At 35.7% G+C, this 22,269-nt stretch carries 26 protein-coding genes and 3 tRNA genes; 3 read left to right on the forward strand and 26 right to left on the reverse strand.

The annotated features are described in order from the left end of the window. Positions 1-132: 132 nt before the first annotated feature. A complete protein-coding gene (locus M0D58_RS06280) occupies positions 133-585 on the reverse strand; it encodes a hypothetical protein (protein WP_248394352.1) in 453 nt (150 codons plus the stop codon). Between the two features lie 210 nt (positions 586-795). Here M0D58_RS06280 and M0D58_RS06285 point away from each other — a divergent pair, with 210 nt between their 5' ends. From M0D58_RS06285 to M0D58_RS06295, 3 genes are all read left to right on the forward strand, one after another. Beyond that, entirely contained in the window at positions 796-1,434 is a 639-nt protein-coding gene (locus M0D58_RS06285) for an alpha/beta hydrolase (protein WP_248394354.1), read from the forward strand. Positions 1,435-1,544: 110 nt separating this feature from the next. After that, complete coding sequence (locus tag M0D58_RS06290) at positions 1,545-2,870, forward strand: PDZ domain-containing protein (RefSeq protein ID WP_248394356.1); 1,326 nt, start codon at positions 1,545-1,547, stop codon at positions 2,868-2,870. Between the two features lies 1 nt (position 2,871). Beyond that, a complete protein-coding gene (locus tag M0D58_RS06295; protein ID WP_248394358.1) occupies positions 2,872-3,396 on the forward strand; it encodes a hypothetical protein in 525 nt (174 codons plus the stop codon). 214 nt (positions 3,397-3,610) lie between these two features. On the opposite strand, the gene M0D58_RS06300 is transcribed toward M0D58_RS06295, so the two are convergent. The 25 genes from M0D58_RS06300 to dapB form a co-directional block, all read right to left on the reverse strand. Then, complete coding sequence (locus M0D58_RS06300) at positions 3,611-4,636, reverse strand: L,D-transpeptidase (RefSeq protein WP_248394360.1); 1,026 nt, start codon at positions 4,634-4,636, stop codon at positions 3,611-3,613. Between the two features lie 124 nt (positions 4,637-4,760). Beyond that, positions 4,761-5,702, reverse strand: a complete 942-nt coding sequence (locus M0D58_RS06305; protein WP_248394362.1) for an ATP-grasp domain-containing protein — start codon at positions 5,700-5,702, stop codon at positions 4,761-4,763. A 94-nt stretch (positions 5,703-5,796) separates the two neighbouring features. After that, positions 5,797-6,510 carry an NRDE family protein gene (locus M0D58_RS06310; protein WP_248394364.1) on the reverse strand — a complete coding sequence of 238 codons (714 nt, stop codon included), beginning with the start codon at positions 6,508-6,510 and terminating at the stop codon, positions 5,797-5,799. After that, on the reverse strand, positions 6,498-6,986 hold the full coding sequence (locus tag M0D58_RS06315; RefSeq protein WP_248394366.1) for a DinB family protein: 489 nt from the start codon (positions 6,984-6,986) through the stop codon (positions 6,498-6,500). The genes M0D58_RS06310 and M0D58_RS06315 overlap by 13 nt, the downstream gene beginning before the upstream one ends. Beyond that, positions 6,983-7,384: a DoxX family protein gene (locus M0D58_RS06320; protein WP_248394368.1), complete on the reverse strand. Its 402-nt coding sequence runs from the start codon at positions 7,382-7,384 to the stop codon at positions 6,983-6,985. The genes M0D58_RS06315 and M0D58_RS06320 overlap by 4 nt, the downstream gene beginning before the upstream one ends. A gap of 2 nt (positions 7,385-7,386) precedes the next feature. After that, entirely contained in the window at positions 7,387-7,818 is a 432-nt protein-coding gene (locus M0D58_RS06325) for a DM13 domain-containing protein (protein WP_248394370.1), read from the reverse strand. After that, the gene (locus M0D58_RS06330) at positions 7,819-8,268 is read right to left on the reverse strand and encodes a YHS domain-containing (seleno)protein (RefSeq protein WP_248394372.1); all 450 of its coding nucleotides are present in this window, start codon (positions 8,266-8,268) and stop codon (positions 7,819-7,821) included. It lies immediately after the preceding gene. Positions 8,269-8,323: 55 nt separating this feature from the next. After that, the gene (locus M0D58_RS06335) at positions 8,324-8,590 is read right to left on the reverse strand and encodes a hypothetical protein (RefSeq protein WP_248394374.1); all 267 of its coding nucleotides are present in this window, start codon (positions 8,588-8,590) and stop codon (positions 8,324-8,326) included. A gap of 3 nt (positions 8,591-8,593) precedes the next feature. Next, positions 8,594-9,184 carry a sigma-70 family RNA polymerase sigma factor gene (locus M0D58_RS06340; protein ID WP_248394376.1) on the reverse strand — a complete coding sequence of 197 codons (591 nt, stop codon included), beginning with the start codon at positions 9,182-9,184 and terminating at the stop codon, positions 8,594-8,596. Between the two features lie 199 nt (positions 9,185-9,383). Continuing rightward, positions 9,384-9,457 (reverse strand) — tRNA-Asp (locus tag M0D58_RS06345). 30 nt (positions 9,458-9,487) lie between these two features. Next, positions 9,488-9,561, reverse strand: a tRNA-Asp gene (locus M0D58_RS06350). Between the two features lie 30 nt (positions 9,562-9,591). Next, positions 9,592-9,665 (reverse strand) — tRNA-Asp (locus tag M0D58_RS06355). Positions 9,666-9,790: 125 nt separating this feature from the next. Continuing rightward, positions 9,791-10,108, reverse strand: a complete 318-nt coding sequence (trxA, locus tag M0D58_RS06360) for a thioredoxin (RefSeq protein ID WP_029296722.1) — start codon at positions 10,106-10,108, stop codon at positions 9,791-9,793. An 83-nt stretch (positions 10,109-10,191) separates the two neighbouring features. Further along, entirely contained in the window at positions 10,192-11,367 is a 1,176-nt protein-coding gene (locus M0D58_RS06365; protein ID WP_248394378.1) for a cysteine desulfurase family protein, read from the reverse strand. A gap of 114 nt (positions 11,368-11,481) precedes the next feature. Then, complete coding sequence (locus tag M0D58_RS06370) at positions 11,482-12,069, reverse strand: HAD family hydrolase (RefSeq protein WP_248394380.1); 588 nt, start codon at positions 12,067-12,069, stop codon at positions 11,482-11,484. 61 nt (positions 12,070-12,130) lie between these two features. Next, positions 12,131-12,856: an SDR family NAD(P)-dependent oxidoreductase gene (locus M0D58_RS06375; RefSeq protein WP_248394382.1), complete on the reverse strand. Its 726-nt coding sequence runs from the start codon at positions 12,854-12,856 to the stop codon at positions 12,131-12,133. 5 nt (positions 12,857-12,861) lie between these two features. Further along, positions 12,862-14,178 (reverse strand): FAD-binding oxidoreductase, encoded by a 1,317-nt coding sequence (locus tag M0D58_RS06380; RefSeq protein ID WP_248394384.1) that lies wholly within the window; start codon positions 14,176-14,178, stop codon positions 12,862-12,864. Continuing rightward, a complete protein-coding gene (locus M0D58_RS06385; protein WP_248394386.1) occupies positions 14,175-15,062 on the reverse strand; it encodes a decaprenyl-phosphate phosphoribosyltransferase in 888 nt (295 codons plus the stop codon). The genes M0D58_RS06380 and M0D58_RS06385 overlap by 4 nt, the downstream gene beginning before the upstream one ends. A 105-nt stretch (positions 15,063-15,167) precedes the next feature. Next, positions 15,168-15,857: a YiaD family glycine zipper/OmpA-like lipoprotein gene (locus M0D58_RS06390; protein ID WP_248394388.1), complete on the reverse strand. Its 690-nt coding sequence runs from the start codon at positions 15,855-15,857 to the stop codon at positions 15,168-15,170. Between the two features lie 41 nt (positions 15,858-15,898). Then, the gene (locus M0D58_RS06395; protein ID WP_248394391.1) at positions 15,899-16,393 is read right to left on the reverse strand and encodes a hypothetical protein; all 495 of its coding nucleotides are present in this window, start codon (positions 16,391-16,393) and stop codon (positions 15,899-15,901) included. Positions 16,394-16,520: 127 nt separating this feature from the next. Continuing rightward, a complete protein-coding gene (locus M0D58_RS06400; RefSeq protein ID WP_248394393.1) occupies positions 16,521-18,197 on the reverse strand; it encodes a S8 family serine peptidase in 1,677 nt (558 codons plus the stop codon). 1 nt (position 18,198) lies between these two features. After that, complete coding sequence (locus M0D58_RS06405) at positions 18,199-18,816, reverse strand: WbqC family protein (protein ID WP_248394395.1); 618 nt, start codon at positions 18,814-18,816, stop codon at positions 18,199-18,201. Between the two features lie 4 nt (positions 18,817-18,820). Further along, complete coding sequence (gene lepB, locus M0D58_RS06410) at positions 18,821-19,498, reverse strand: signal peptidase I (RefSeq protein WP_248394397.1); 678 nt, start codon at positions 19,496-19,498, stop codon at positions 18,821-18,823. 5 nt (positions 19,499-19,503) lie between these two features. After that, a complete protein-coding gene (lepB, locus tag M0D58_RS06415; RefSeq protein ID WP_248394399.1) occupies positions 19,504-21,177 on the reverse strand; it encodes a signal peptidase I in 1,674 nt (557 codons plus the stop codon). 266 nt (positions 21,178-21,443) lie between these two features. After that, on the reverse strand, positions 21,444-22,145 hold the full coding sequence (dapB, locus tag M0D58_RS06420; RefSeq protein ID WP_248394401.1) for a 4-hydroxy-tetrahydrodipicolinate reductase: 702 nt from the start codon (positions 22,143-22,145) through the stop codon (positions 21,444-21,446). Between the last annotated feature and the right edge of the window lie 124 nt (positions 22,146-22,269).

Here is a 22,269-nt window from a genome sequence, read left to right on the forward strand (position 1 = left end):
TTCTTATAAAAAGATTCGGGCGCGGGATTTTCAATCCCGCGCCCGAATCTTTTTTATATCAAGCTTGATATTCAGATTTACTCACAAAAAAAGACCGCCTAAGCAGTCTTATATATTATTAATATTGTATTCTTATAATTCTAAAAAGCTGTAATAAGTAGAAGCATTTTTCTCTCCAGATCCTACTACTTTTTTCGTTTTTGCAAGTTCTCCGTCAACGTAGATATTCACGATTAATTCTGAATCTGCATAAGGAAGAACTGCATTAGCTGCAATGCTTACCTGAGACTGACTTGAGCTTACAAATTGGTCTCCTGATGACCAGACTAATCCTGTTGGGTTAAAAGTTGTCTGAGGACTTGTTCCTATCTGGGTAACAACCGCTTTAAAATTCACAGTAGGAGGTGTTGTAGGCGGAGGAGTTGGGCCTTTTACATTTATTTTTGCCTCAAGCTGAATAATATGATCCGTGAACTCGTCTTCGTCATCATCTTTACAAGAGTTAAGAACAGAAATTACCGAAAATAGTACGGCGAATAAAAAAGAAAGCTTTAGTAAACTTTTTGATTTGTAAAATTGCTTCATTTTTTCCAAATAGATTTTTAATGTTTCAAATATAGGTTTTTTATCAATATAAAAATAGGTTTCGTGAAAATTTTCCAATAAAAATTTCTAAAAAATATCGATTTAATAAATCTTATTTGTAATATAAAGACAGTTTGTCATTCCATTTAAGATGGTCTCATTTTTACTTTATGAAATGATCATTAAACCTTTATTAATTATCTTTGCCCAATGAATTTAGATTATATTGTAAGAGAGCCGGAACATATCACTTCAGAAACAACGATCCTTTTTATGCTTCACGGATACGGAAGCAATGAACAGGATCTCTTCAGCTTTCGGGAAACCCTTCCAGCAGACTGGATTATCGTAAGCTTCAGAGCTCCTAAACCAACACAGTTTGAGGGATATTCATGGTATGATATCGATTTTAATAATCCTGAACACTTTGTAGATGTTCAACAGGCAACAGAATCCCTAAACAGTATTTTGGAAAGCATTCTGAATATCATCAACCGTTACGGCATTACGAACGGAAAAACACACCTCTGCGGTTTTAGTCAGGGTGGGATTCTATGCTATGCACTTGCCCTGAAATATCCTGAAATGTTTAATCTGATTGCATGCTTAAGCAGTTATCCTGAAGAAAAACTGCTGGATAATATTGTGAAAGACAAGAAAAAACTTGAAAAACTTCGCTTCTTTATTTCTCATGGAACAGACGATGCTATCATTCCGCTGGATTGGGGAAGAAAGGCTGCCGATCTACTGTATGACCTCGGATGCTACTTTTCGTTCAGGGAATATATGAGCGGTCACGGAGTAAACCAGAAAAACTATATGGATCTTATGGACTTTTTCTCGAAATAATTTTACAATTATTCATCCTTTTTTTTAATTGTTTAAAAATATTCAGGCGTTCTCTTCTATTGAGAATGCTTTTTTTATTAAAATTCAGATAAAATGATTAAATTCAATACATGAAACTGATTTACTTTTTCTGGATTTTTTTCTTAAGTATTTTTATCAATGCCCAGAATTCTTTTGAACTCAGGGATGCAAAAAAAACAGTTATTCCATTTAAATTTATCAACAATCTTATATTCATCCCGGTTAATATTAACGGTGCAGAGCTTACATTTTTGCTTGATACAGGAGTCGCTGAAACATCCATTTTCAGTCTGGAAAATAAAGAGCTAAAACTTATAAACGTTGAAAAAATAAAGTTTTCGGGATTAGGGGGTGAAAGAAGCATTGACGGATTCCGGTCGGAGAATAACTTTGGGAAAATCGGAAAAAATTTCGTGAATGATTCCATGACCGTATATATCATCACAGATCAGGATTTCAATATTTCTTCCCATGTAGGAATTCCTGTGAACGGAATCATCGGTTATCATTTTTTTAAGAATCATCCGGTGGTTATTGACTATATGTCTAAAAAGCTTACCATTTATAATGATACAGATCTGTTCAGAAAAAAAATAAAAAACTTCAGTGAATCAGATATAAGTATTGAAAAAAATAAACCTTACATTTTTGCTGATGTGGAAATGACCAGGGAAAAGAAAAGTTCAAAACTTCTTATTGATCTGGGAAACAGTGATCCGATATGGCTTTTCCCCAAACTCATAAAAGATTTTGTGTATAACAGACCCAATATTGACGATTTTTTGGGAAGAGGTTTTAATGGTGACATCTATGGAAAAAGAAGCCGTATTCATAATCTCTATTTAGGCAAATTTAAATTTGAAAAACCGCTTACGGCAATGCCCGACGAATATTCCATACAACACGTAAGCCTTGTTGAAAACAGGAAAGGTTCTATAGGTGGAGATATTATGAGACGTTTTACCGTAGCCCTGGACTATCCCCATGAGAAAATATACCTCAAAAAAAACCGCAATTTTTATGATCCTTTTCATTTCAATATGAGCGGTCTGGATTTCAGGCAAGACGGAATGGAATGGACAAAAGATGTTGTAAATCTACCCACTAAAAAAGAAGTTGATATTTCAACAGGCACTGAAGTTTTCAACAGCACTTTACAGTATAATTTCATTCTTAAACCCATCTTCTCAATTGCGGGGGTGCGAAAAGATTCTCCCGGAGCAAAAGCAGGATTACAGAAAGACGACCGGGTCATTACCATAAATGGCAAGAAAACTGCAGATATGACTTTACAAAAGATTTTAGAACTCTTGAAGTCCGAAGAAGGCCGTACCATAGAAATGGTTATTGAACGAAAAAGCAGAAAAATGTCTCTTCGTTTTACTTTGGAAGACCCTATACCTTATCAAGAATAATATGAAAACAGAAGAAACAACCATAGACAAAATAAGAACCAGACCGCGTTTTAAGATGTTTACTGATCTTACTAAAGAGGAATATGCAGAAAATCTTAAAAAATATCTGGCAGAACATACAGACGAATTTTCCGGGAATATCAACAAAGAAGTAGCGACAATTTGTGTAAAAACCGAAGATGAGGGCTATTGGAAACCCAGATTATCGCTACGGATAGAAATTGAGGACGATGAAACGACAATACGTGGTATCTTTGGCCCAAGTTCGGCGGTCTGGACGTTTTTTATGTTCCTCTATTTTTCTTTTTCGATTCTTTGGATGGTCTTTTTTTCCATGTATTATGTAGAAAAGCAAATTAACAGCCATGATTTTCCGTGGGCGCTTAACGCTTCATTTGTAATGCTGATATTTATTGCTATTACGTATGCCGCAGCAAGGTTCGGGCAACATAAAGCTAAAGATGAAATGCTGAAACTCAGAAGATTTGCCGAAGAATCTACTTTACAATTTGAAAAAATAAATTAAAAGCAAAACCGAAAATCAGAAATAAAGTTAAACCTTATAAAAACACTGTTTCCGGCATCCTTTAAAAAAGCTGCGCAGGTTTTAGGTGAAAGGTCCTTAGCTTTTGATTAAAAGGTGCGCAGGTTTAATGTAAAACCTGCGCACCTTTTGTAATACTTCAAAGCATCAGCTTCTTGTATTGAAAATATTTGAGTAAAAATTTAATCCGAGTTATCTAAGGTTCAACAGTTTTTGTGGTTTGTGGCATTTGTTCCAAAACCGCTTTTGCCGCTTTTATTGAATCTACTACCCTTTCCCTATTGTCCTGTTCTTTGAGTATTTTTTCAATATTGGGTTCGATCATTTTTGTCATTTCTTCAACAGAAATATTATTGGAATTTGGGTCATTAAGCAATTTTCTCCATGGCTTACGTTTTCCCCACGGGTAATCTCCATACACAAGAACTGCCGTTCCTTTTGCTTTGGTTGTTGCTCCTCCCGGATTGAGTACCCAGGTGTCTGCATAATTGTACAGCCATTTTGCATCATTCATCAATAATCGTAAACAGGAGTGTGACGCAGGATATCCTGGCAGATCATACTGATGCCACCCGATTCCGTCCAAATTAAAGATATTAAAATTATAAGGAAGTTTCCATTCGCTGCTTACGGTGGAAATAGCCAATTTTTTCTTCCAGTTGGCAAACGTAAGTCCCGTTTTTGTTTTAGCTGCCTTTTTTCCCATACTTGTCGGACCCCATTTTACCAGACTTCCGTTGGAATAAACACCGTATGCCTGAATCGGGTACGAGAAGACAACAAATTTTTTCACCGGACTTAAAACATCCAGCTGCATGGGAAACGGAGAATATTCCATTAACGTAGTATCAACCTTAGCAGGGACTACCAATGTATCTGCATTCCACTTATTTTTTGAATCAAGTCTGTTTAAAGCGAGAATGGCGTAACGTTCTTTTTCCGTAAATTTTTTATTAAATAAAGCAAAAAGAGAGTCTCTTACTTTTTTATCTTTAGGAAAAATATAGGCATTATAAAAACCATATTCCTGCATTGCAGGAGGTAATGATTGTTTCTGTACAACAGAATCTTTTTTTGCTGTCGATGAATCTTCTTTTTTAGAATCTCCACTGATGGATGAAGATGCATCATTGACTTTGTCGTTAATTTTTTCGATTTCCTTTTTACAGGAAACTACCGTTAAAGCTATAAGTAATGTGAAAAGAAATGATTTTTTTTTCAATATGTTTTTCATAAATAAGTACCCAAATCGTTTTGCAATTCAGTACAAATATCAGACCTAAATCCGAATATTAAAAATCAGAATTTAAAATACCGTAAAAATACGGGGCAGCTGTAAGACATTTTTAAATTCTTGATGATTCCAGGAAAGGATTGAATTCTTTAAGAATCTTCCAGCATTCTTCATTACTTGTAAAGCGATGGCCTTTTTTCTGATTAAACTTTGCAATTTTATACATGAAATTCCAGTGTCTCATGATTTCTTTAACGGCAAAAAAATAAGAGTGTTGCGGATCATAGATAAAAGTGGGTTCTGATGCAGCGCCGTTTAATTCTATAATTTTAAAGTTTTCTCTGTTTTCAAGCTCTTCCCAGGTATTAAATTTTACATCAAACCGCCCATAATAAAAACCTTTTACTGAAGAACAGATATCGTTAAATAAGTCAGTGAGCTTTACTGAAGTTTTATATGAAACATCATAAAATGTTGCTCCCCGTGCATGATTTCCAATAGTACTTAAGAGTATTTGTTCATTTTCATTGGGAATATAGTTGATTTTGTGGTGGTCATCATGAAAAATTTTTAAGTAAAACGAATGATACCGAAGATCGTATTGTATAAGTTCGCCTAAACTCTGTTTGCCATCTCCCGTAACTATAATGCCTTTCTTTTCTACAATGCCAGTGATGAAACCCTTATCCTCATTCGGGAATCTGATATAGAATACGCCTATTTCATTCGGGTAATTAATATATTCTTCCAGAAGTAAATCCTCATTTCCGTGATTTTCAAGATATGTTTTTACATGTTCCCGATTTCTTATCAATTCTACATTCCTGCCTCTGCAACCATTATTTGGCTTTAAAATAACAGGATATTTCAGTCCGTTTTCCCGGATTATATTTTCAATTCCCTCAGTCTTTGTTTCGATCTTTACAAGGAAAGATTTTGGTCTGTATCTTTGTGGTAAAAGCTGATTGACGAAATTTTTATCCTCCAGCGTCATTCCTCCATGAACGATTGCCGGATTCACCGCTCTAAAGAAGCCAAAAGAACGTGATTTCATGCTAATCCAAAAGTAATAGAAAATACATGGAAGATAAACAGCCCACATAGGCCAAAACTCCCAATGGATTAAACGGTGCCATTGGTATCGCAGTTTAAACAAGAATTCTTTTCTCAATTTTTTTTGTTTGTATTGTGTTTTCTGTAAGATCGTAATACGTAAAACTAATATTCTTTTTTTCAATAACAAGCTGGGTAATGCTTACCGTAATATATTCCTCTTTTATTATCCAGTCAATTGCCGGTTCTTTTTCTATTTGGTGTTTTTTATGAAAATTGAGTATTTCATGAGCTTCAGTATCTTTACTACTCCGAAATCTTCTGAAATCTTTTTCCCTTTCATTTTCAATATGATCGTTGTATAAGGTTTTAGAAGAAAGCAGATGGCTTTCATTTTCATCTAAAAAAAATTCATGTTTGTCTTTCCCGTCCCAAAGCAGTCTCATTAATTTTTCATCGTAAAAAACCAATAACTGAAAGGGTTCTATCCCCGACAAGTCATATCCCTGGAAAGTCTGCAAAAAATTCCCGTTTTTAACAATATCCAAAAGCACAATTCCTCTGCTTTTTTTATAAGGCGGATTGCTTGTATGCTTTTGAAAAGCCCCATTCAAAAGAATCGCTGCATTACCTTTGTTATCAATCACAAACCAGGTTCCGGATGCTTTTTTATCTTTAGGAAAATACAATCTATGATCATTCAGCTCCAAAATATTTGGAAAAACCGCTTTCTCTCTGTTTCTTTTTTCATCCCGGTTTGACGTAATGATAACGGCATCGTTTGTTTTAAAATAACTTACCGTGCACATGCAAGTCTAAATTTTACAGTTGAGGGGGCCACTCCGAAATTCTCAGGGATATTTTTCCATTCAAATTCTTTAAGTGCTACTTTTATTAATGCCTGATGATGAATTCCGTGTTCAAAACAATACAGCAATTCCCGAAAATAGGTTGTTTTAAGTTCCTGCTCATTGTTTAAATGATCATGCAGAACGCAGATCATCTCTCTATCTTTTTTATTGATTTCGGCCACTAATCTTTCGATGGTGTATAACATTTCTTTCACATTCTCTTCAAGAATCCGGCTTCTTTTTCTGTTTTCAAATGAAAATTTTCCGGAAGAATAACCAGCCAGCAATACATCATAGATTTCCAGAATATGCCTGACATGTTGCCCGATTGAACTTCCGAACAAATATTTACTTTTCTTAGTATACAACTCATCGGAAATGGAACCTACTGTATGTGATAATTCCCTAAGATTATTTTCAACACTTTTTATCATTTTGCGACAGCCTTTTTATTTTTAGAGAATACTGATAAAATCTGTTTTCGGTTTATAACAATTAATAATATACAAAATACAGCTACTGTTACCGCCAGATAAAAAAGTTTTCCGCCGTCATTCTGCACATCAACACCCAGTTCCGTTACATGAAATTGGATAGCACCCAGCATAAGCCCTAAACCTAAAACGGCTCCGTATAAAGTTGTTCTAGGTATTAAAATAAGAATTGAGGCAATCAATTCCAGAATACCGATTCCAATTCTCCCGTAAGGTTCCATACCTATTTTTGAAAAAATATATACAGATTCCGGTGCGGCGGAAAATTTGAAATACAGGGTTTGCAACATAATGACTACAGGAACAAGTCGGATAATCCAGTTTACAATTTTTTTCATATTTATTTTTTTTGGAGTAATGCGTAAGAGAATAAATGATTGTATTGCTGACAGTGTACTACAGCATATTTATAAGTATCCAAATCCGGTTTTGTTGCAAAAGTGTAAATTTGTCCTCCGTTAACGGACTTTAATTTTCCCAATGAGATGAAATTGTCCGGCTGCTGCTCCGTACTCACATATACATAAAGATCCGGCCCATTGCTTACTGAAAAGTCCTTATCAAAAGCAAGTGTATAAATACCGTTTTTTTCGTAAATCTCTGCTTTACCGCCAATATTGTTTCCGTAAGGTCCCTTCATAAAATTGCCGAAGGAAATAAGCTTGGCGTTTTCCGGTGCCATTTCCATTAAATCTTCGGTGGAAGTGTTTTCTCTTATGCAGCTTTGAAGAAAAAAACCTGCTGCAAGAATTAGGATTAAGTTTTTCATCATTTATTTATTTGCTGTTAATTTTTTCCAGTTCATATCTGCTTTAATGGTGAGATTATGCTCATCTTTGTTCCAACTGGTAAGGGTGTTGGTTAAAAATTTATTGTAAAACAGATACAGTTTTCCGTCCGTTATTTTGTAGGTTTTGGGATCTACCTGTACTTTCTTGCCATAATCTCCCATTGCAAAAGCACAATAGCCACCATATTGCGGAAGATACTTTACCGGTTCTTTCTGGAATCTGGATTTATTTTCAGGATTTATAAAATAGTAATCTGCTCCCTGATATTTAACAGTATTTTTTGCCGAACCCGGCTGCGGTTTTCCTGAAAAATAGCTCACCACATCATAGCCGTAATTGGCGACCCCATTTTCCTTGTTAATATTTGAATTTTGCGAAAAGAGAATACTGCTCATCAATAACAGAAAGGGAATGAAGAATTTTGTTTTCATTGCTTTTTTAAATTTTAAGCTTAGACGACACAAAATTTTATTCCTTACAAAAATTTTACATTTTTTGTAAATTTTCTTTTATCCTTTTCTTTAATGCATCAGAAGCTTTTGTTTCCTGATCCGGAAAATTTTCATGAAAGTGATGCTGTAATACTCTGTCTATTGCTTTAGTCTGCTTATTGAAATTCCTGCAGCACTTGCAAAAAGCAATGTGAAATTTCATCTTCAGCCATACGGAAACAGACAAAGACGTTTCTTCGGATTTAATGATGTTCAGAGAGGTATCTTCGCAGTTGTGTAAAAGGTTGTTAATAAATTTCATACGTTACAGTGTGATTTCATTTTTTTCAAGACAGCTTCTCAAGAGTGTTTTAGCCCGAAAAAGAAGCACCCAGTAATTAGACGAAGTAATATTAAATTCCTTACAAATTTTTTCAGCATCTTCATCCAGCATATATTTTGCCACGAAAACAGGCTTTAGTTTTGAAGGTAATTTTTGAAGGCAGAATTCCATGATTTTATAAAACTCTTTGCTTAGAATATAATCATCCGTGCTCTCGGAAAGGTAATTTTTGTCGATATCATTTTTCCATCTGCCAAAGTGATTCTGATTGAAAAAAGCATTTTCGAATGATGCTCCCGTTTCATCAAGATAATCTTCATAGCTTTTGCTATTCTGACTTTTCTTTCTGTAATAATCAATGATTTTATTTTTGAGAATGCTGGTAAGCCATGTTTTTACAGATGATCTTTCTTCAAATGTACCTGCATTTTTAAAAGCTGCCAAAAAGGTATCCTGCACTATATCTTCCGCATCTTCTCTAGAATTTACTCTGGTTATGGCGAAACTGAATAGAAAATCAGCAAATGCATCTACCCATTGTTCGGGAGCTAAACCTGAATCATTATTTTTCATCACTGTTCTGTTTAGATATGACAAATATAATAGAAAAAGATATTTCTTCAGAAGGAATTTGATGCATCGCAGAACAACCTGTTCCGATATATAGGTAATAAACTATTTTGCTTTAAAAACACTTCACATTTTCATTATGTGGGAATCCAGTTTAAAATAAAAAAGTCATCAAAATTAATTGATGACTTTATAATTGCTGCGATCCGGACGGGACTCGAACCCGCGACCTCCGCCGTGACAGGGCGGCATTCTAACCAGCTGAACTACCGGATCAATTTTTTAAAGAAACTGATAAAACTTCTGCGATCCGGACGGGACTCGAACCCGCGACCTCCGCCGTGACAGGGCGGCATTCTAACCAACTGAACTACCGGATCAATTTTTTAAAGAAATTGATAAAACTTCTGCGATCCGGACGGGACTCGAACCCGCGACCTCCGCCGTGACAGGGCGGCATTCTAACCAGCTGAACTACCGGATCATTTTTTAAAGAACGTTGTTTCTTTTTTGTGATTGCAAAACTACAACTTTTTTCCTTTCCTGCAAATTATTTTTGAAAAAAAAGCCTTCCAAAAGTGGAAGGCATTCATTATCAAACTTATTATTTTACAAGTGTGCGCTTAATTTTTGAGCGATCACATCCTTTGGAGCTACACCAACTAATTTGTCAACAACTTCACCATTCTTAAAAATAAGTACTGTTGGAATATTTCTAATCCCATACTGCATTGAGATTTCCTGGTTGTTGTCTACATCTACTTTTCCCACTACCGCTTTCCCTTCGAAATCTGTTGCAACCTCTTCGATAATTGGTCCCAACGTTCTACAAGGTCCGCACCATACTGCCCAAAAGTCTACCAATACAGGCTTATCTGATTTTAAAACTGTTTCCTGAAATGAGCTGTCTGTAATTTCTAAAGCCATTTTTAATTTCTTTTATTTAATTAATATTATATTCTTGTTTACTTATAAACTATCACCAAAATTACGCCATTTGAGTAATAGAGTTATCTATGCTCAACATTTGTATTTTCTATAACAAAATCTCTGGAAATTTCATGCAAAGCATCCGCTAAGGCATCAATATCTTCGGTAGTAGTCATATGGCTAAATGAGATCCGTAAAGGAGTACAGTGGTCCATTTCATCTTCAGAAAGTACCATCATCATTACCATAGATGGTTTGGATGCTCCTGAAGAACATGCGCTTCCCTGAGAAATTGCTATTCCCTTCATATCCAGCTGAAGACCGATTAAAGGATTTTTATATGGTAATAATGCGCTTAAAACAGTATAAAGACTGGTATCTTTTTCTGCGCTTCTTCCATTAAATTTAATTCCGGGAACGGTTTGTGTAAGCTTTTCTACAGCATATGCTTTAATATTCTCCATATGAGCTGCATATTCTTCCAAGTGATTCAGAGAAAGTTCCAATGCTTTTCCCAATCCTACAATTCCGGCTACGTTTTCTGTTCCGGCTCTCAGGCTTCTTTCCTGCGGACCTCCGGTAATAATTCCTTTTAATCCGCTTGATTTTCTGATAAAGGCAAAACCTATTCCTTTCGGCCCATGAAATTTATGCGCACTGCATGATGCAAAATCTACCTGAATATCAGAAAAGTCAAGCTGCATATGTGCCATGGTCTGTACCGTATCCGAATGGAAAAGTGCATTATTGGCTTTACAAAGTTCTGCCACCTTTTTAATATCGGTAAGATTTCCGATTTCGTTGTTGGCATGCATCAGGCTTACCAATGTTTTTTTATCTGAAGATTTCAGTAATGCTTCCAGCTTTGTAAGATCAATGTCTCCTTTCTCATCAGGACGGATGTAGTTTACTTCTACCCCTTTTCTGTTTTTCATATCCAGGATACTCTCGGAAACACATTTGTGTTCCAGAGGAGAACTGATAATTCTCTGTACTCCAAGATGATCAACGGCAGATTTGATAATCATATTATTTGATTCCGTCCCGCAGGATGTGAATATGATTTCGGCCGGAGTAACATGAAGATAATCTGCAACCTGCCTTCTTACGTTTTCGATAAGAATTTTTGCTTCCTGTCCGAAACTGTGTGTTGAAGACGGGTTTCCAAAATTCATTTTCATGGTATCTACCATTGCATCGATAACTTCTTCTGCAAGAGGTGTTGTAGCAGCGTTATCTAAGTATATTTTATTCATTTTACTTTGAAGATTTTATTTCTACGGAATCAGTTTATTACCGAAAACAGCAGGTTAAGGATTTATTTTTCAGCTTTAAAGCTTAATCCTCATGCTGAATTTCATTTCCCAAAATTAGTGAAAAAATTGATAATGTCCTTCATTTGCCCATTGAAGCATCTGCCTGTCTCCTGAGGTATCTCCGAAAGCAATGATTTTATCATATTTACGGTTGGTAATTTCCGCCTGTATGCGAATAAGTTTTTCTTTCCCGTTACAGTTTTTTCCTATAAAATTACCCGTGAAAACTCCGTTTTTAAATTCTGCTCTTGTTGCTACAAGCTCCATCTGGAAAGCATCTGCAAAGGGTTTTGCCCAGATATCCAATGAAGCGGTTACCAAAAGACTGTGTGTATGCTCACGATCAATATTGCTGATAAAATCCAAGGCATTTTCGCGAATAATTTTCGGGTAGTAATGCTCAAAAAACTGGTTGGATTTTTTTTCTATTTTTTCCTGCGTCTGGCCTTTAAGAATAGAACCTATAAAACTTTTTTTCACCTTTTCGGTATCAGCAAGTTTTAATTTAAGTAAAACAAATAGCGGAATATGTTTCAGAAACTGCAATCTGAATTTTACAGGATCATAAAACCGCAGGTACATAAACATGGTGTCTTTGTAGGTAAGCGTCCCGTCGAAATCAAAACAATACAATTTCTTCATTGAATTTTCTTTAATGTATCTTAACGCAAATGTCGGAAAGATATTTTTAACTGTACATAATTTAGAGCTTAAGCTTTTTAAATATAAATTCCGGAATATTCCTGATGATGAGCATAATCACTCCCCACACCGGCAAAACGTACATTATATTTTTTCTTTTTTTATAGGCTTTGAAAATATATTCAGCGGCCTGATCAGGGCTTGCTGTAAGTGCGGGATTCAGGGGAAGCCCTTCGGTCATTTTAGTAGCCATAAATCCGGGTTTCACAGTCATCACGTGTACTTTTTTATCTGAAAGATAATTCCTGAGACCGCTCAGGTAAGCTGTAAAAGCTGCTTTTGCGCTGCCGTAAATAAAGTTGCTTTGTCTTCCACGATCACCGGCCACCGATGAAAGCCCGATAATTGTTCCGGATCTTCTGCTTTCAAATTTCTGTACAAAATAATTAAGTACCGGAACAAGTTTCGCATAGTTGATGTCGATGATTTTTCCCGTATTCTTATTATCGTATAATCCCTCTTCGGTTCCTTCGCCCAAATATCCTACGGCACAAAACAAAAGACTGGAATTGATCTGTTCAAATGCATTGTAATCTGCTTCTTTCATCAGATCCATCCCGATTACTTCCGCCTGCTGAAGAAATTTCACATCAATATGCCTTGCAAATCTTTCTGCGGTTTCCACATTTGAGGTAATAAGATAAATTTTTTCAAACTTTTCTCCCTGTTTCAGGGCTTCTTCCACAAATGCCTGTGCTACTTCCGATGTACTTCCTAAAACGATCATCTGTGTTAACTATTATTTATGATTCTTTTGTGCTGTAAAGACACAAATTTTGAACTCTGAACATTCTTAAGGTAATTAGTAAGCGATGATCTGCTCATGCTATCTTTCGTAAGATAAATCTTTCCATGATATTCTTCCACGATATCATCCAGCCTGTCGATTAACTTTCTTAGTTTTGAATTTACTTTAAAATCTAATGCTAATGAATAGCCTTCAAAAGGAAAGGAATTATAAGCCTGTGGATTTTCTTTCCCGTACAGCTTTAACACTGCCAGAAATGAGCCGTTTCCGCTATTGGCAATTGTTTCAAGGATTTTCCTCATCCCCTCTTTACCTTTTTCTTTGGGAATCATCATCTGGTATTGAATAAACCCCGATTTTCCATAGATCCTGTTCCAGTCTTTTACAAAATCAAGAGGATAAAAAAATGTTTCGTAATCAATAAAGTCTGTTATTTCTTTTTTAGATTGCTTTTTAAAGTAAAAATAATTAAAGATCTTTACGGTAAAAGCATTTAAAACAAATCCCGGAAAATAAAAAGGGACTTTGGGTTCAAACTTTTTTTTAAGCCTTAGAGGCTGATCTCTGAATTTTTGAGGCAGTTCATGCTGAAAGGCGTGTTCTCCTCTCATCAAAATACTTCTTCCAATATTTTTACCTTTTTGAAGACAGTCGATCCATGCTACATTATAGGTCCAGCTTTCACTTTCTTCGAAGAGTCTGAAAATTTCATCAAGATTTTCCGCTTTAATACTTTCCTGACGAATATATGCCGTCTGAATATTTTTAAGCCTGAATTTTGCAGTAAGAATAATTCCAGTAAGTCCCATGCCTCCAATGGTAGACCAGAATTTTTCAGAGTTTTCCTCTCTCGAACAGGTAATAATATCGCCATTTTCAATCATTAATTTAAACTCAATGACGTATTCTGAAAAACATCCTTCGCTATGATGATTTTTACCATGAACATCTGATGCAATGGCTCCTCCTACCGACACGAATTTTGTTCCCGGAGTAACATAGAGGAAATATCCCTGTGGTACGGCAATTTCCAGGACATCAGAAAGCAAAACTCCGGATTCGCATTCGATAATTCCGTTTAACCGGTCAAAGCTTATGAATTTATTGAGCTTTTTTGTTGAAAATATATATTCTCCCAGTGAAGCATCTCCGTAGCATCTTCCGTTGCCTCTTGCGATCACTTCATTATGGGTAAGCACAAACTCTTTTATTTTCTGGAAAGTGTCTTCAGACCTCATTTCCTTTTCCACAATGGGGTAATTTCCCCAGTTGGTTACTTTCTGTACAAAATCCGGCTTCATTTTTTAAAATATATTTGAATTAAAAATGCAGCTACCCACAATAATAAAGTAACCTGAATATATCTGTCACGATACACAATTTTGGTGGGAGATTCTGTTCTGTTGTAAACCAGCGTCTGCTGTAAATATCTTAAAAAAGCAAAAACAACGAAAATTACTGTAAAAAAAACGCGCTGATGAAATTTTGCCTGCACTTCCGGTGAAAGCGTAAACATCAGATAACATACTATAGCAAGCGTTACAGAAATAGAAAGTGCAATATCTGCAAACTGAACATTATATCCGTCCAAAGCTTTTCTTGTTTTACCCGAGATCTGTGCATTGATGAGTTCCCCTCTTCTTTTACCTATAGCCAATACAAGGGCAAGTACGAAAGTCAGTAAAATAGCCCACTGAGAAATACTGATCCCGGTAATATATCCTCCTGCTAAAACCCTAAGCACAAATCCCAGAGCAATAATGGAAATATCAATAATAGGAACGTGCTTCAGCCTGAATGTATAAGCAAGATTCATCAAAAAATAAGAAGCGATGATGGTAGCAAATTTCCATAGATTTTGTTGAAAATAAGCCTGCGAAAAAAACACCAACGCAATATCTGCTGCAATAAGCCCAATAAAAATTGCTATTGCCTGAGATTTTGAAATGGCCCCGCTGGCCAAAGGTCTTCTTCTCTTTTCGGGGTGTTTTTTATCTGCTTCGATATCATTATAATCATTCAGGATATAAACGGCACTTGCTGCCAGAGAGAAAATAATGAAAGCGAAAATACTTTTGGAAAGCAGATCGATATTTTTAATATTACCGGAAAAAAATAGCGGAACAAAAACAAACAGGTTTTTTACCCATTGCTCTACACGGAGCAGTTTAAAATATTTCTTCATTTATGTTATTTCAAATACAAAAATAATAATTTTAAAGAAAGCCAGCATAAAAATACAAAAATAACCGCAAAAGCGGTTATTTAAGAAAATATTTATATGTGATTACTATTGTCCGTTCTGTGCATCATTGATCATCTTTTCATTCGCTGTGATCGCAAATTCAACCCTTCTGTTTTTTGCTCTTCCTGCATCCGTATCATTAGAAGCTACCGGCATTGCTTCACCTTCTCCTTTAGCAAATAATCTGCTGGAAGCAATTCCTTTTCCCATCAAATAAGATTTTACGGAGCCTGCTCTTCTTTCTGAAAGTGACATATTATAGGAATCCGATCCTTTGCTGTCCGTGTGTCCATAAATATTGATGTTAGTATCCGGGTTATTAACAAGGACCTGTGCCAGCTTATCAAGATTGGTTTTAGCAGTAGTTGTGAGGGCAGATGAGTCAAAATCAAAATTAACAATACTTTCATTTAAAGTAATTTTGATACCGTCTCCCACTCGTTCAACCTCGGCTCCAGGTAAAGTTTCTTTAATTTCTCTTGCCTGCTTATCCATTTTAGAACCGATTACATTACCGGCTACACCGCCAATAACACCTCCTAAAACAGCACCGATAGCTCCATTTCCTCCTCTTCCTACATTGTTACCGAGAATACCTCCGATTACAGCTCCTGATGCTACACCTACTGCAGTACCTCTCTGCTGATGGTTAGAATTCTTTACAGCTTCACAACTTGTAAGCAATAAAGCTGAAGATAAAAAAAGGCCCCCTATATATGTTTTTGTAAATTTCATTTCTCTTTATTTTAATGTTAATATTAATTCGGCAGTACCTATTATTTCATTCCTGTTCTTTCGAAGTTATATACAATCCTTACATTTTCTCCGTCTGATGGAATATTCTGTTCCAGTGAAAACTGATCTGTGGTTTGGCTTGTAAGTGTAAGGGTATATCCGGCCGTATTTTGTTTGGCTTTCGTACCTTCGGCAATTTTTTTAAAGCTAAAAGTATTCCCGTTTGCCACATCAATTTTAATCGGCTGTGTAAAACCTGCTCCACAAGTTCCGCCCCCATTAACGGTGTAAGCACCAGTCCAATTGTTAGGAATCAATCTCCAGTGGCTTCCTACAAAACATTGTGCATCAATTCCATCATCAAACGGCTTTACTTTGAACTGTTTATCATAATTTACACTGACAATTTGCCAGTCTCCTTTCATTTTAAGAAATTCTGATCTTTGGTTTTGAGCCGTTTTCGCATTTTTAACCCCGGAACAAGATACTGCAAAAACTGAAGCTCCCAGCATCGCTGTAAATAGTAACTTTTTCATATTGTAGTTTATTATTTTTTGTTAAAATAAAATTACAAAAAACCGTGCCAAAAATATAAAATAGCAATAAAAAAAGTCCGAAAATTTCGGACTTTATATGAATTAAGGCTTAATATAAGCAGATAAACTATTTTTTAACAGTCTTTTTTATGGATTTTGTAGCCTTTTTAGATGAACCGGATTTCCCGTTATAGAAATTGGTATATGCATATTCCGCAGCTTTTTTCAGGTCGATAACTCCACCGGCTTCAGAATAGGTACCAAACTCATTTGCCGTGCTCGGATTGCTTGATTTAACTAAAGATTCAATAACCTGAGCCGGTGTAAGACCAGGCATATAAGCTAACAGAACAGCTGCTGCACCTGCTACTACCGGAGAAGCCATTGATGTTCCCTGAAGATATTTATATTCGCTGTGAGGAACGGTAGAATAAATTTCCTGCCCCGGTGCAAATACATTTACCATTTTTTTATTGTAATTGGAAAAACTTGCTCTTAACGCATTATTGTCGTTGGTACTTGCTCCTACTACCAAAACGTTATTTACAAACGGCTTATCATCTGTTACATTTTTGAAATTTGTAGGATAAGCAAGATGTTCTGCAACGTCTTCATTTTCATTACCGGCTGCTTTCACTAATAAAACGCCTTTATCCTGAGCATATTTGAATGCATCCCAAACTACATTTTTACCGGGAGAAACCGGTTTTCCGAAGCTCATATTTAATACTTTCGCTCCGTTGTCTACAGCATACCGAATCGCATTGGCTACATCTTTATCCCTCTCATCACCATTAGGAACGGTTCTTACAGACATGATTTTGGCAACTTTTGAAGCTACTCCATACTGTGTTTCATTTCCGTTTGGCAATCCTGCAATAATTCCGGCAACGTGTGTTCCGTGTTCTGCATCAGGACCTTCGTAATGATTGTTTCCATATTTTTTTTCGGAATAATCATCATAATTATCGCCTACGATTTCTTTTCTCGGATCGTAATCAAGATTATACTGCTTTTCCTGTGGACCGAAATAATCTAATGCTTCTTTAATTTGTCCGCTCATCGCCTTTTCGAATTCTGCGGCAGATTTGCCTTTAAATTCCGGGCTTTGTGCTACCTGAGCCAAGACCTGTGCAGCCATTGCTTCTTTTTGATCAGCAGGTTTTATTGTCGCCACATTTTCAGGAGTAACAGGTTTTCCATTCAACAGCTTTACCATTGTAGGAATTGCTTCATTGATCATTGTATAAGTTTGGAAACCTTGTCTTGCCTCCATACTTTTTTTGGTGAAGATATCCTTCGATTTCATATACATCGCAAATTCTTCCGGCATTTTTGCCTGGTTTGCTTTGTTTTTGGCAGAATCCTCACCTTCGAAAACAGGTTTGTATTTAGCAACAACGCGTGTTACTTCCATATTGTCGATATCAATATCTCCGTTTTTTCCACCGATGAAATTCCATCCGTGAACATCGTCAATGTATCCGTTTCCGTCATCATCTTTACCGTTACCAGGAACTTCATTCGGGTTGCTCCATACATTTTTAACAAGCCCGGGATGGTCTACTTGGACACCGCTATCTAAAACACCTACAACAACGGTTTTAGGTTTAAGCCCTTTGGATTCTAAATATTTATAAGCATTGTCTGTGTTAACTCCATAAATTTTTGTAGTAGCAAAATCTTTATGATACCATGTCATAAGATCCTTATCTTTCATCGGATCAGAGTCCGCTTTGGCTTCCTGCGCGTGCGAGAAACCGAATCCCACTAAAAAAATAGCGGCTAATAATACCTTTTTCATGTTAGTATGATTGTTTAATATTTTTAATATAAGTAAGAGATTCGGGTCCTTTGTTACAAATAAGATCTAAAATTGATAAATCTTTTAAGAATCCTGATTTATCGGAAAATGTCTGATAATATTCTTCCATCTCAAATTCTGAATTTTTTTTTGCTGAAAATTTTTCCCTGAAATTTAGTTCTTGAGGATTTTTGATGTATTCTACATTCAAAGAGTATGCCTTTTCGGTTTTAAGAATCTGTTGAATGATTTCAAGTGCTTTCAGATTAAAGTCCAGCAGGTTTTTTTCTTTAATTTCAAAAATTTTCCTAAGCTTATCTTCATAGAACTCGAAATACGGAGAACTTTGATACGCTGTTTTAATAGACTTCCAGTGGAGGTTTTGCCAATCTTCCCGGTACGAAATTTCAATATCTTTATATTCTCTTTTCCCGTTATGGGAAATAGGTATAATTAAAGATAGTTTACCATTTGCTCCGTATATATTGGCTCTGTTTCTGTAGGTCTGCTTCGGAAAGCTTTCAAACTGTTCAAATATAATTTCATTTTCAGAATTCAGAAAAGCTGAAAACCATGAGATAGGTGGTAAATAAAATACCGGTAATAATATTGTGTTCATAATTTTAATTTTTAGGATAAATAACGCTTCCCGTTATTTCACTTTCATCAACAAATCCAATAAACCTTGAATCCAGACTTGCATTTCTATTATCTCCAAGAAAAAACACTTTTCCCGGAGGAATCGTAACCGGTCCGAAATTATCTGCCGTCCAATCTTTATGGTAAATTTTCACAATATCCTTATCTTGATTGGGATTTATGAACCTTTCGTAAAAGAAGTGGTCACTAAGTTGATTTTCGCTTAGATTAGTCAGGAAGTAGTTATAATCGATCTGGTAGAATTCATTTTCAGAAACTCCTTTTAACATTAAATCATTAACAAAAGCTCTGTCAATTTTATATAAATGTTTTAAACGAATTCCCTTATCAGCCAATCCGTTATTTACAAATAGATTACCATTTTTAATCTGGATCTTATCTCCCTCTGTACCTACTAGTCTTTGAATATAGACACCTTTACCAAATTTTTCTGAGTTTTGATTATACGTCAATAATTTAAATTTTTCATAAGGAAGGATATTGGTAACAATCACAAATGAACCTTTTTTTATGTTTGGTTCACAACCAGCCTGGGGTACATAAGCATATTGCAAAACTCCGGAGAGTTTTGCAATAATTAAAAGCGTAATAATAAAGCTTCCTGCAAGGAGAACTATATTGTAAATTTTATTTTTAAACATCAGATTTATTCGTCGTCTGTTTTTTTCTTTCTGAATAATTTCACAAAATATTCCCATCCGAAGAATAAGATAAGAATCATTGCTGCGATCCACCAGTAAGAAGTTTTGTTAGCTTCTCCGGTGTTTGTTGCTTTAAACATTCTGTCCCAACGAATTGTTTTTCCAAAGAACCATCCTTTATTTGCCTGATAGGAAGAACTCGCATCAGAGAAAGCTCCCTCTATACTTAACCATGTAAACATCGGTTTTCCGACAATATTTTCTTCAGGAACAAAACCGAAGAACCTTGCATCTAACGATGCATCTCTGTTGTCTCCCACCATCATATAGTAATCCTGTTTGATGGTGTACTGATTGGTTTCTTTCCCGTTGATAAAAATTTTACCATTTTTATTTTCTAAACTATTGTGTTCGTACTCGGAAATGATCCACTGATATTCCGGCAGTGTTTCCTGATTTAAAGTAACCACATCGCCTTTTTTAGGAATCCTCAAAGGACCGTACCAATCCTGATTCCATGGTTTATTGATCGGGAAAATAGATTGAGTAGTATCAATACTTTTTGTATAAGCGCTTTTATCAGCATTAAGTTTATAAGAAATTGTTGCCGAATCTTTAGGATTAATATTTTCTTCAATACTAATCACATTAGGCAAAGCTTTAATATCTTTAGCCGTTTGATCCGTAAGCCCCTGAAACATGTAGGTAAATCCGCCTTTTTCATTCTGCATTTCTCTTACAGGCAAAAATCCGTAAGTATTATACATACCCGGAATATCAAGCTGGGTTCCTGTGTTTACTGTATAAGCATGCTGAATTTCCTGATCTCCTAAAATCGTCTCCGGTTTTCCGTTGACATATAATCTTCCGCCTCTCATTTCAAAAGTATCGCCTGCAACAGCTACACATCTTTTTACGTAAGGATCTTTTCTGTCGATCGCCGTGTGTACTGAATCCTGAGGATAATTGAAAACGACCACATCATGTTTCTGCGGTTTATTAAACTGCAATATTCTTTCGTAAGGTAACTTTACTCCATCAACGTATGACTTTGGATCGTCTTTAGGATTCCCTTTTTCACCGGCATCGAAAATTGTTCCCTGAAGAAAAGGTATGGCCAATGGACGCATCGGAAGTCTGTATCCGTAGCTCCATTTATTAACGAAAAGGAAATCTCCCACGAGTAAAGTTCTTTCCATAGATCCTGTAGGAATCCCGAAAGGCTGGGTAACGAAAACGTGGATGATCGTTGCAAAAACCACTGCAAAAGTCACCGACCCCAGGAAAGAGTCTTTCTTCTTTGCTTCTTTCTCTTCATCTGTAAGAAACAATTCATTTTCATCTTCCAACTCTACATCTTTACCATAATTAACGGTTGCCATGTATATAAAAGGAAGGATTACCGTAAGAAGCTGATCCTTGAAAAGCGTTTTCCCGAACTTTTTCATCAGGTATAAATGAAACACTGACATCATAATCGGTCCTACGATCGGTAAATACGACAGTATAGCCCACCATTTCGGGTGTTTGGTTTCCTTTAAAATAATAAAATAGTTGTAGAAAGGAATAAAAGCGAAGAGTGGATTATACCCGAGCTTTTTGAACAGTTTCCATGTTGAAATCCCCATCAATACAGATAAAATGAGAACGTAAACTGTATAAGTTAAAAAATAATTCATAAATTTTTGTGCCTAATCTATAATATAAGTAATGTGTAATGCGCAATGAGTAATTTTTATTGCTGATCATTACTACTAATTAGTTTGCAATGTAGGAATTTTGTTACAAATTAATTTGATTATCCGTTATTAATCATCATACTTTATTTAACGAAAAGCTCGCATTTTTTTAAATGCTAATCTTTTTTAAGTTCGCAAAGCCGTTTCACTCATCTAAGACCACAATAGCTTTTTCAATTATGACAAATTACGGACATTCACTCAAATTAAAGCCCCAAAACATCTTTCATCGTGAAATTTCCTTTTTTATCCTTAATCCATTCTGCAGCAACCACGGCTCCGAGAGCGAAACCATCTCTATTAAAAGCGGTATGCTTGATCTCAATTTCATCTACCTCACTTCTGTAAAATACGCTGTGTGTTCCCGGAACTTCGTCTTCGCGAATTGCAAAGATTCCCAACTGATTTCCCTGGGTTTCTTCCAGCTTCCAGGAATTGAATTTCGGATTATTTTTGAAAATGCCTTCCGCAATGGAAATAGCTGTTCCGCTGGGTGCATCTTTTTTATGGACATGATGAATTTCTTCCAGCTGACAGGAATATTCATCAACGTTTTTCATTAAATCTGCCAGTTTTTCATTTAAGGCAAAAAATAAATTCACGCCCAGACTAAAATTTGAACCATATAAAAACGCCGCATTATTCTCAACAGCCAGCTGCTCAATTTCAGGCTTTTTCTCAAGCCATCCTGTTGTTCCGCAGATTACGGGAATTTTATTCTTAAGACATTCTTTGATATTTTCGTAAGCTACTTCAGGCAAAGAAAATTCAATAACCACATCCGGATTATTAAGATTTTCAGCAGTTGGAGTTTCTTTAAGTCTGGCAACAACTTCATGACCTCTTTTAGTAGCTATTTCATCAATGATTTTACCCATTTTGCCGTATCCAACAAGTGCTATTTTCATATTTTATTTGTTTTGCTGCTTGTATTTTTAACGCAAAGATCGCAAAGTTTTTGTTCAAAAATCGTTCTTTATATTTCGTTCGCAAAGGCGTTTCACTCAGCAAAGGCGTATTTAATTAAAGCAG

The sequence above is a fragment of the Chryseobacterium nepalense genome, from assembly GCF_023195755.1.
In the GTDB taxonomy this organism is placed as follows: Bacteria; Bacteroidota; Bacteroidia; order Flavobacteriales; family Weeksellaceae; genus Chryseobacterium; species Chryseobacterium nepalense.

What these genes read in the sequence shown, in the direction of transcription:
- M0D58_RS06280 (WP_248394352.1), bottom strand. Translation starts at nt 585, where the DNA reads ATGAAGCAATTTTACAAATCAAAAAGTTTACTAAAGCTTTCTTTTTTA.
- M0D58_RS06285 (WP_248394354.1), top strand. Translation starts at nt 796, where the DNA reads ATGAATTTAGATTATATTGTAAGAGAGCCGGAACATATCACTTCAGAA.
- M0D58_RS06290 (WP_248394356.1), top strand. Translation starts at nt 1,545, where the DNA reads ATGAAACTGATTTACTTTTTCTGGATTTTTTTCTTAAGTATTTTTATC.
- M0D58_RS06295 (WP_248394358.1), top strand. Translation starts at nt 2,872, where the DNA reads ATGAAAACAGAAGAAACAACCATAGACAAAATAAGAACCAGACCGCGT.
- M0D58_RS06305 (WP_248394362.1), bottom strand. Translation starts at nt 5,702, where the DNA reads ATGAAATCACGTTCTTTTGGCTTCTTTAGAGCGGTGAATCCGGCAATC.
- M0D58_RS06310 (WP_248394364.1), bottom strand. Translation starts at nt 6,510, where the DNA reads ATGTGCACGGTAAGTTATTTTAAAACAAACGATGCCGTTATCATTACG.
- M0D58_RS06315 (WP_248394366.1), bottom strand. Translation starts at nt 6,986, where the DNA reads ATGATAAAAAGTGTTGAAAATAATCTTAGGGAATTATCACATACAGTA.
- M0D58_RS06320 (WP_248394368.1), bottom strand. Translation starts at nt 7,384, where the DNA reads ATGAAAAAAATTGTAAACTGGATTATCCGACTTGTTCCTGTAGTCATT.
- M0D58_RS06325 (WP_248394370.1), bottom strand. Translation starts at nt 7,818, where the DNA reads ATGATGAAAAACTTAATCCTAATTCTTGCAGCAGGTTTTTTTCTTCAA.
- M0D58_RS06330 (WP_248394372.1), bottom strand. Translation starts at nt 8,268, where the DNA reads ATGAAAACAAAATTCTTCATTCCCTTTCTGTTATTGATGAGCAGTATT.
- M0D58_RS06335 (WP_248394374.1), bottom strand. Translation starts at nt 8,590, where the DNA reads ATGAAATTTATTAACAACCTTTTACACAACTGCGAAGATACCTCTCTG.
- M0D58_RS06340 (WP_248394376.1), bottom strand. Translation starts at nt 9,184, where the DNA reads ATGAAAAATAATGATTCAGGTTTAGCTCCCGAACAATGGGTAGATGCA.
- trxA (WP_029296722.1), bottom strand. Translation starts at nt 10,108, where the DNA reads ATGGCTTTAGAAATTACAGACAGCTCATTTCAGGAAACAGTTTTAAAA.
- M0D58_RS06365 (WP_248394378.1), bottom strand. Translation starts at nt 11,367, where the DNA reads ATGAATAAAATATACTTAGATAACGCTGCTACAACACCTCTTGCAGAA.
- M0D58_RS06370 (WP_248394380.1), bottom strand. Translation starts at nt 12,069, where the DNA reads ATGAAGAAATTGTATTGTTTTGATTTCGACGGGACGCTTACCTACAAA.
- M0D58_RS06375 (WP_248394382.1), bottom strand. Translation starts at nt 12,856, where the DNA reads ATGATCGTTTTAGGAAGTACATCGGAAGTAGCACAGGCATTTGTGGAA.
- M0D58_RS06380 (WP_248394384.1), bottom strand. Translation starts at nt 14,178, where the DNA reads ATGAAGCCGGATTTTGTACAGAAAGTAACCAACTGGGGAAATTACCCC.
- M0D58_RS06385 (WP_248394386.1), bottom strand. Translation starts at nt 15,062, where the DNA reads ATGAAGAAATATTTTAAACTGCTCCGTGTAGAGCAATGGGTAAAAAAC.
- M0D58_RS06390 (WP_248394388.1), bottom strand. Translation starts at nt 15,857, where the DNA reads ATGAAATTTACAAAAACATATATAGGGGGCCTTTTTTTATCTTCAGCT.
- M0D58_RS06395 (WP_248394391.1), bottom strand. Translation starts at nt 16,393, where the DNA reads ATGAAAAAGTTACTATTTACAGCGATGCTGGGAGCTTCAGTTTTTGCA.
- M0D58_RS06400 (WP_248394393.1), bottom strand. Translation starts at nt 18,197, where the DNA reads ATGAAAAAGGTATTATTAGCCGCTATTTTTTTAGTGGGATTCGGTTTC.
- M0D58_RS06405 (WP_248394395.1), bottom strand. Translation starts at nt 18,816, where the DNA reads ATGAACACAATATTATTACCGGTATTTTATTTACCACCTATCTCATGG.
- lepB (WP_248394397.1), bottom strand. Translation starts at nt 19,498, where the DNA reads ATGTTTAAAAATAAAATTTACAATATAGTTCTCCTTGCAGGAAGCTTT.
- lepB (WP_248394399.1), bottom strand. Translation starts at nt 21,177, where the DNA reads ATGAATTATTTTTTAACTTATACAGTTTACGTTCTCATTTTATCTGTA.
- dapB (WP_248394401.1), bottom strand. Translation starts at nt 22,145, where the DNA reads ATGAAAATAGCACTTGTTGGATACGGCAAAATGGGTAAAATCATTGAT.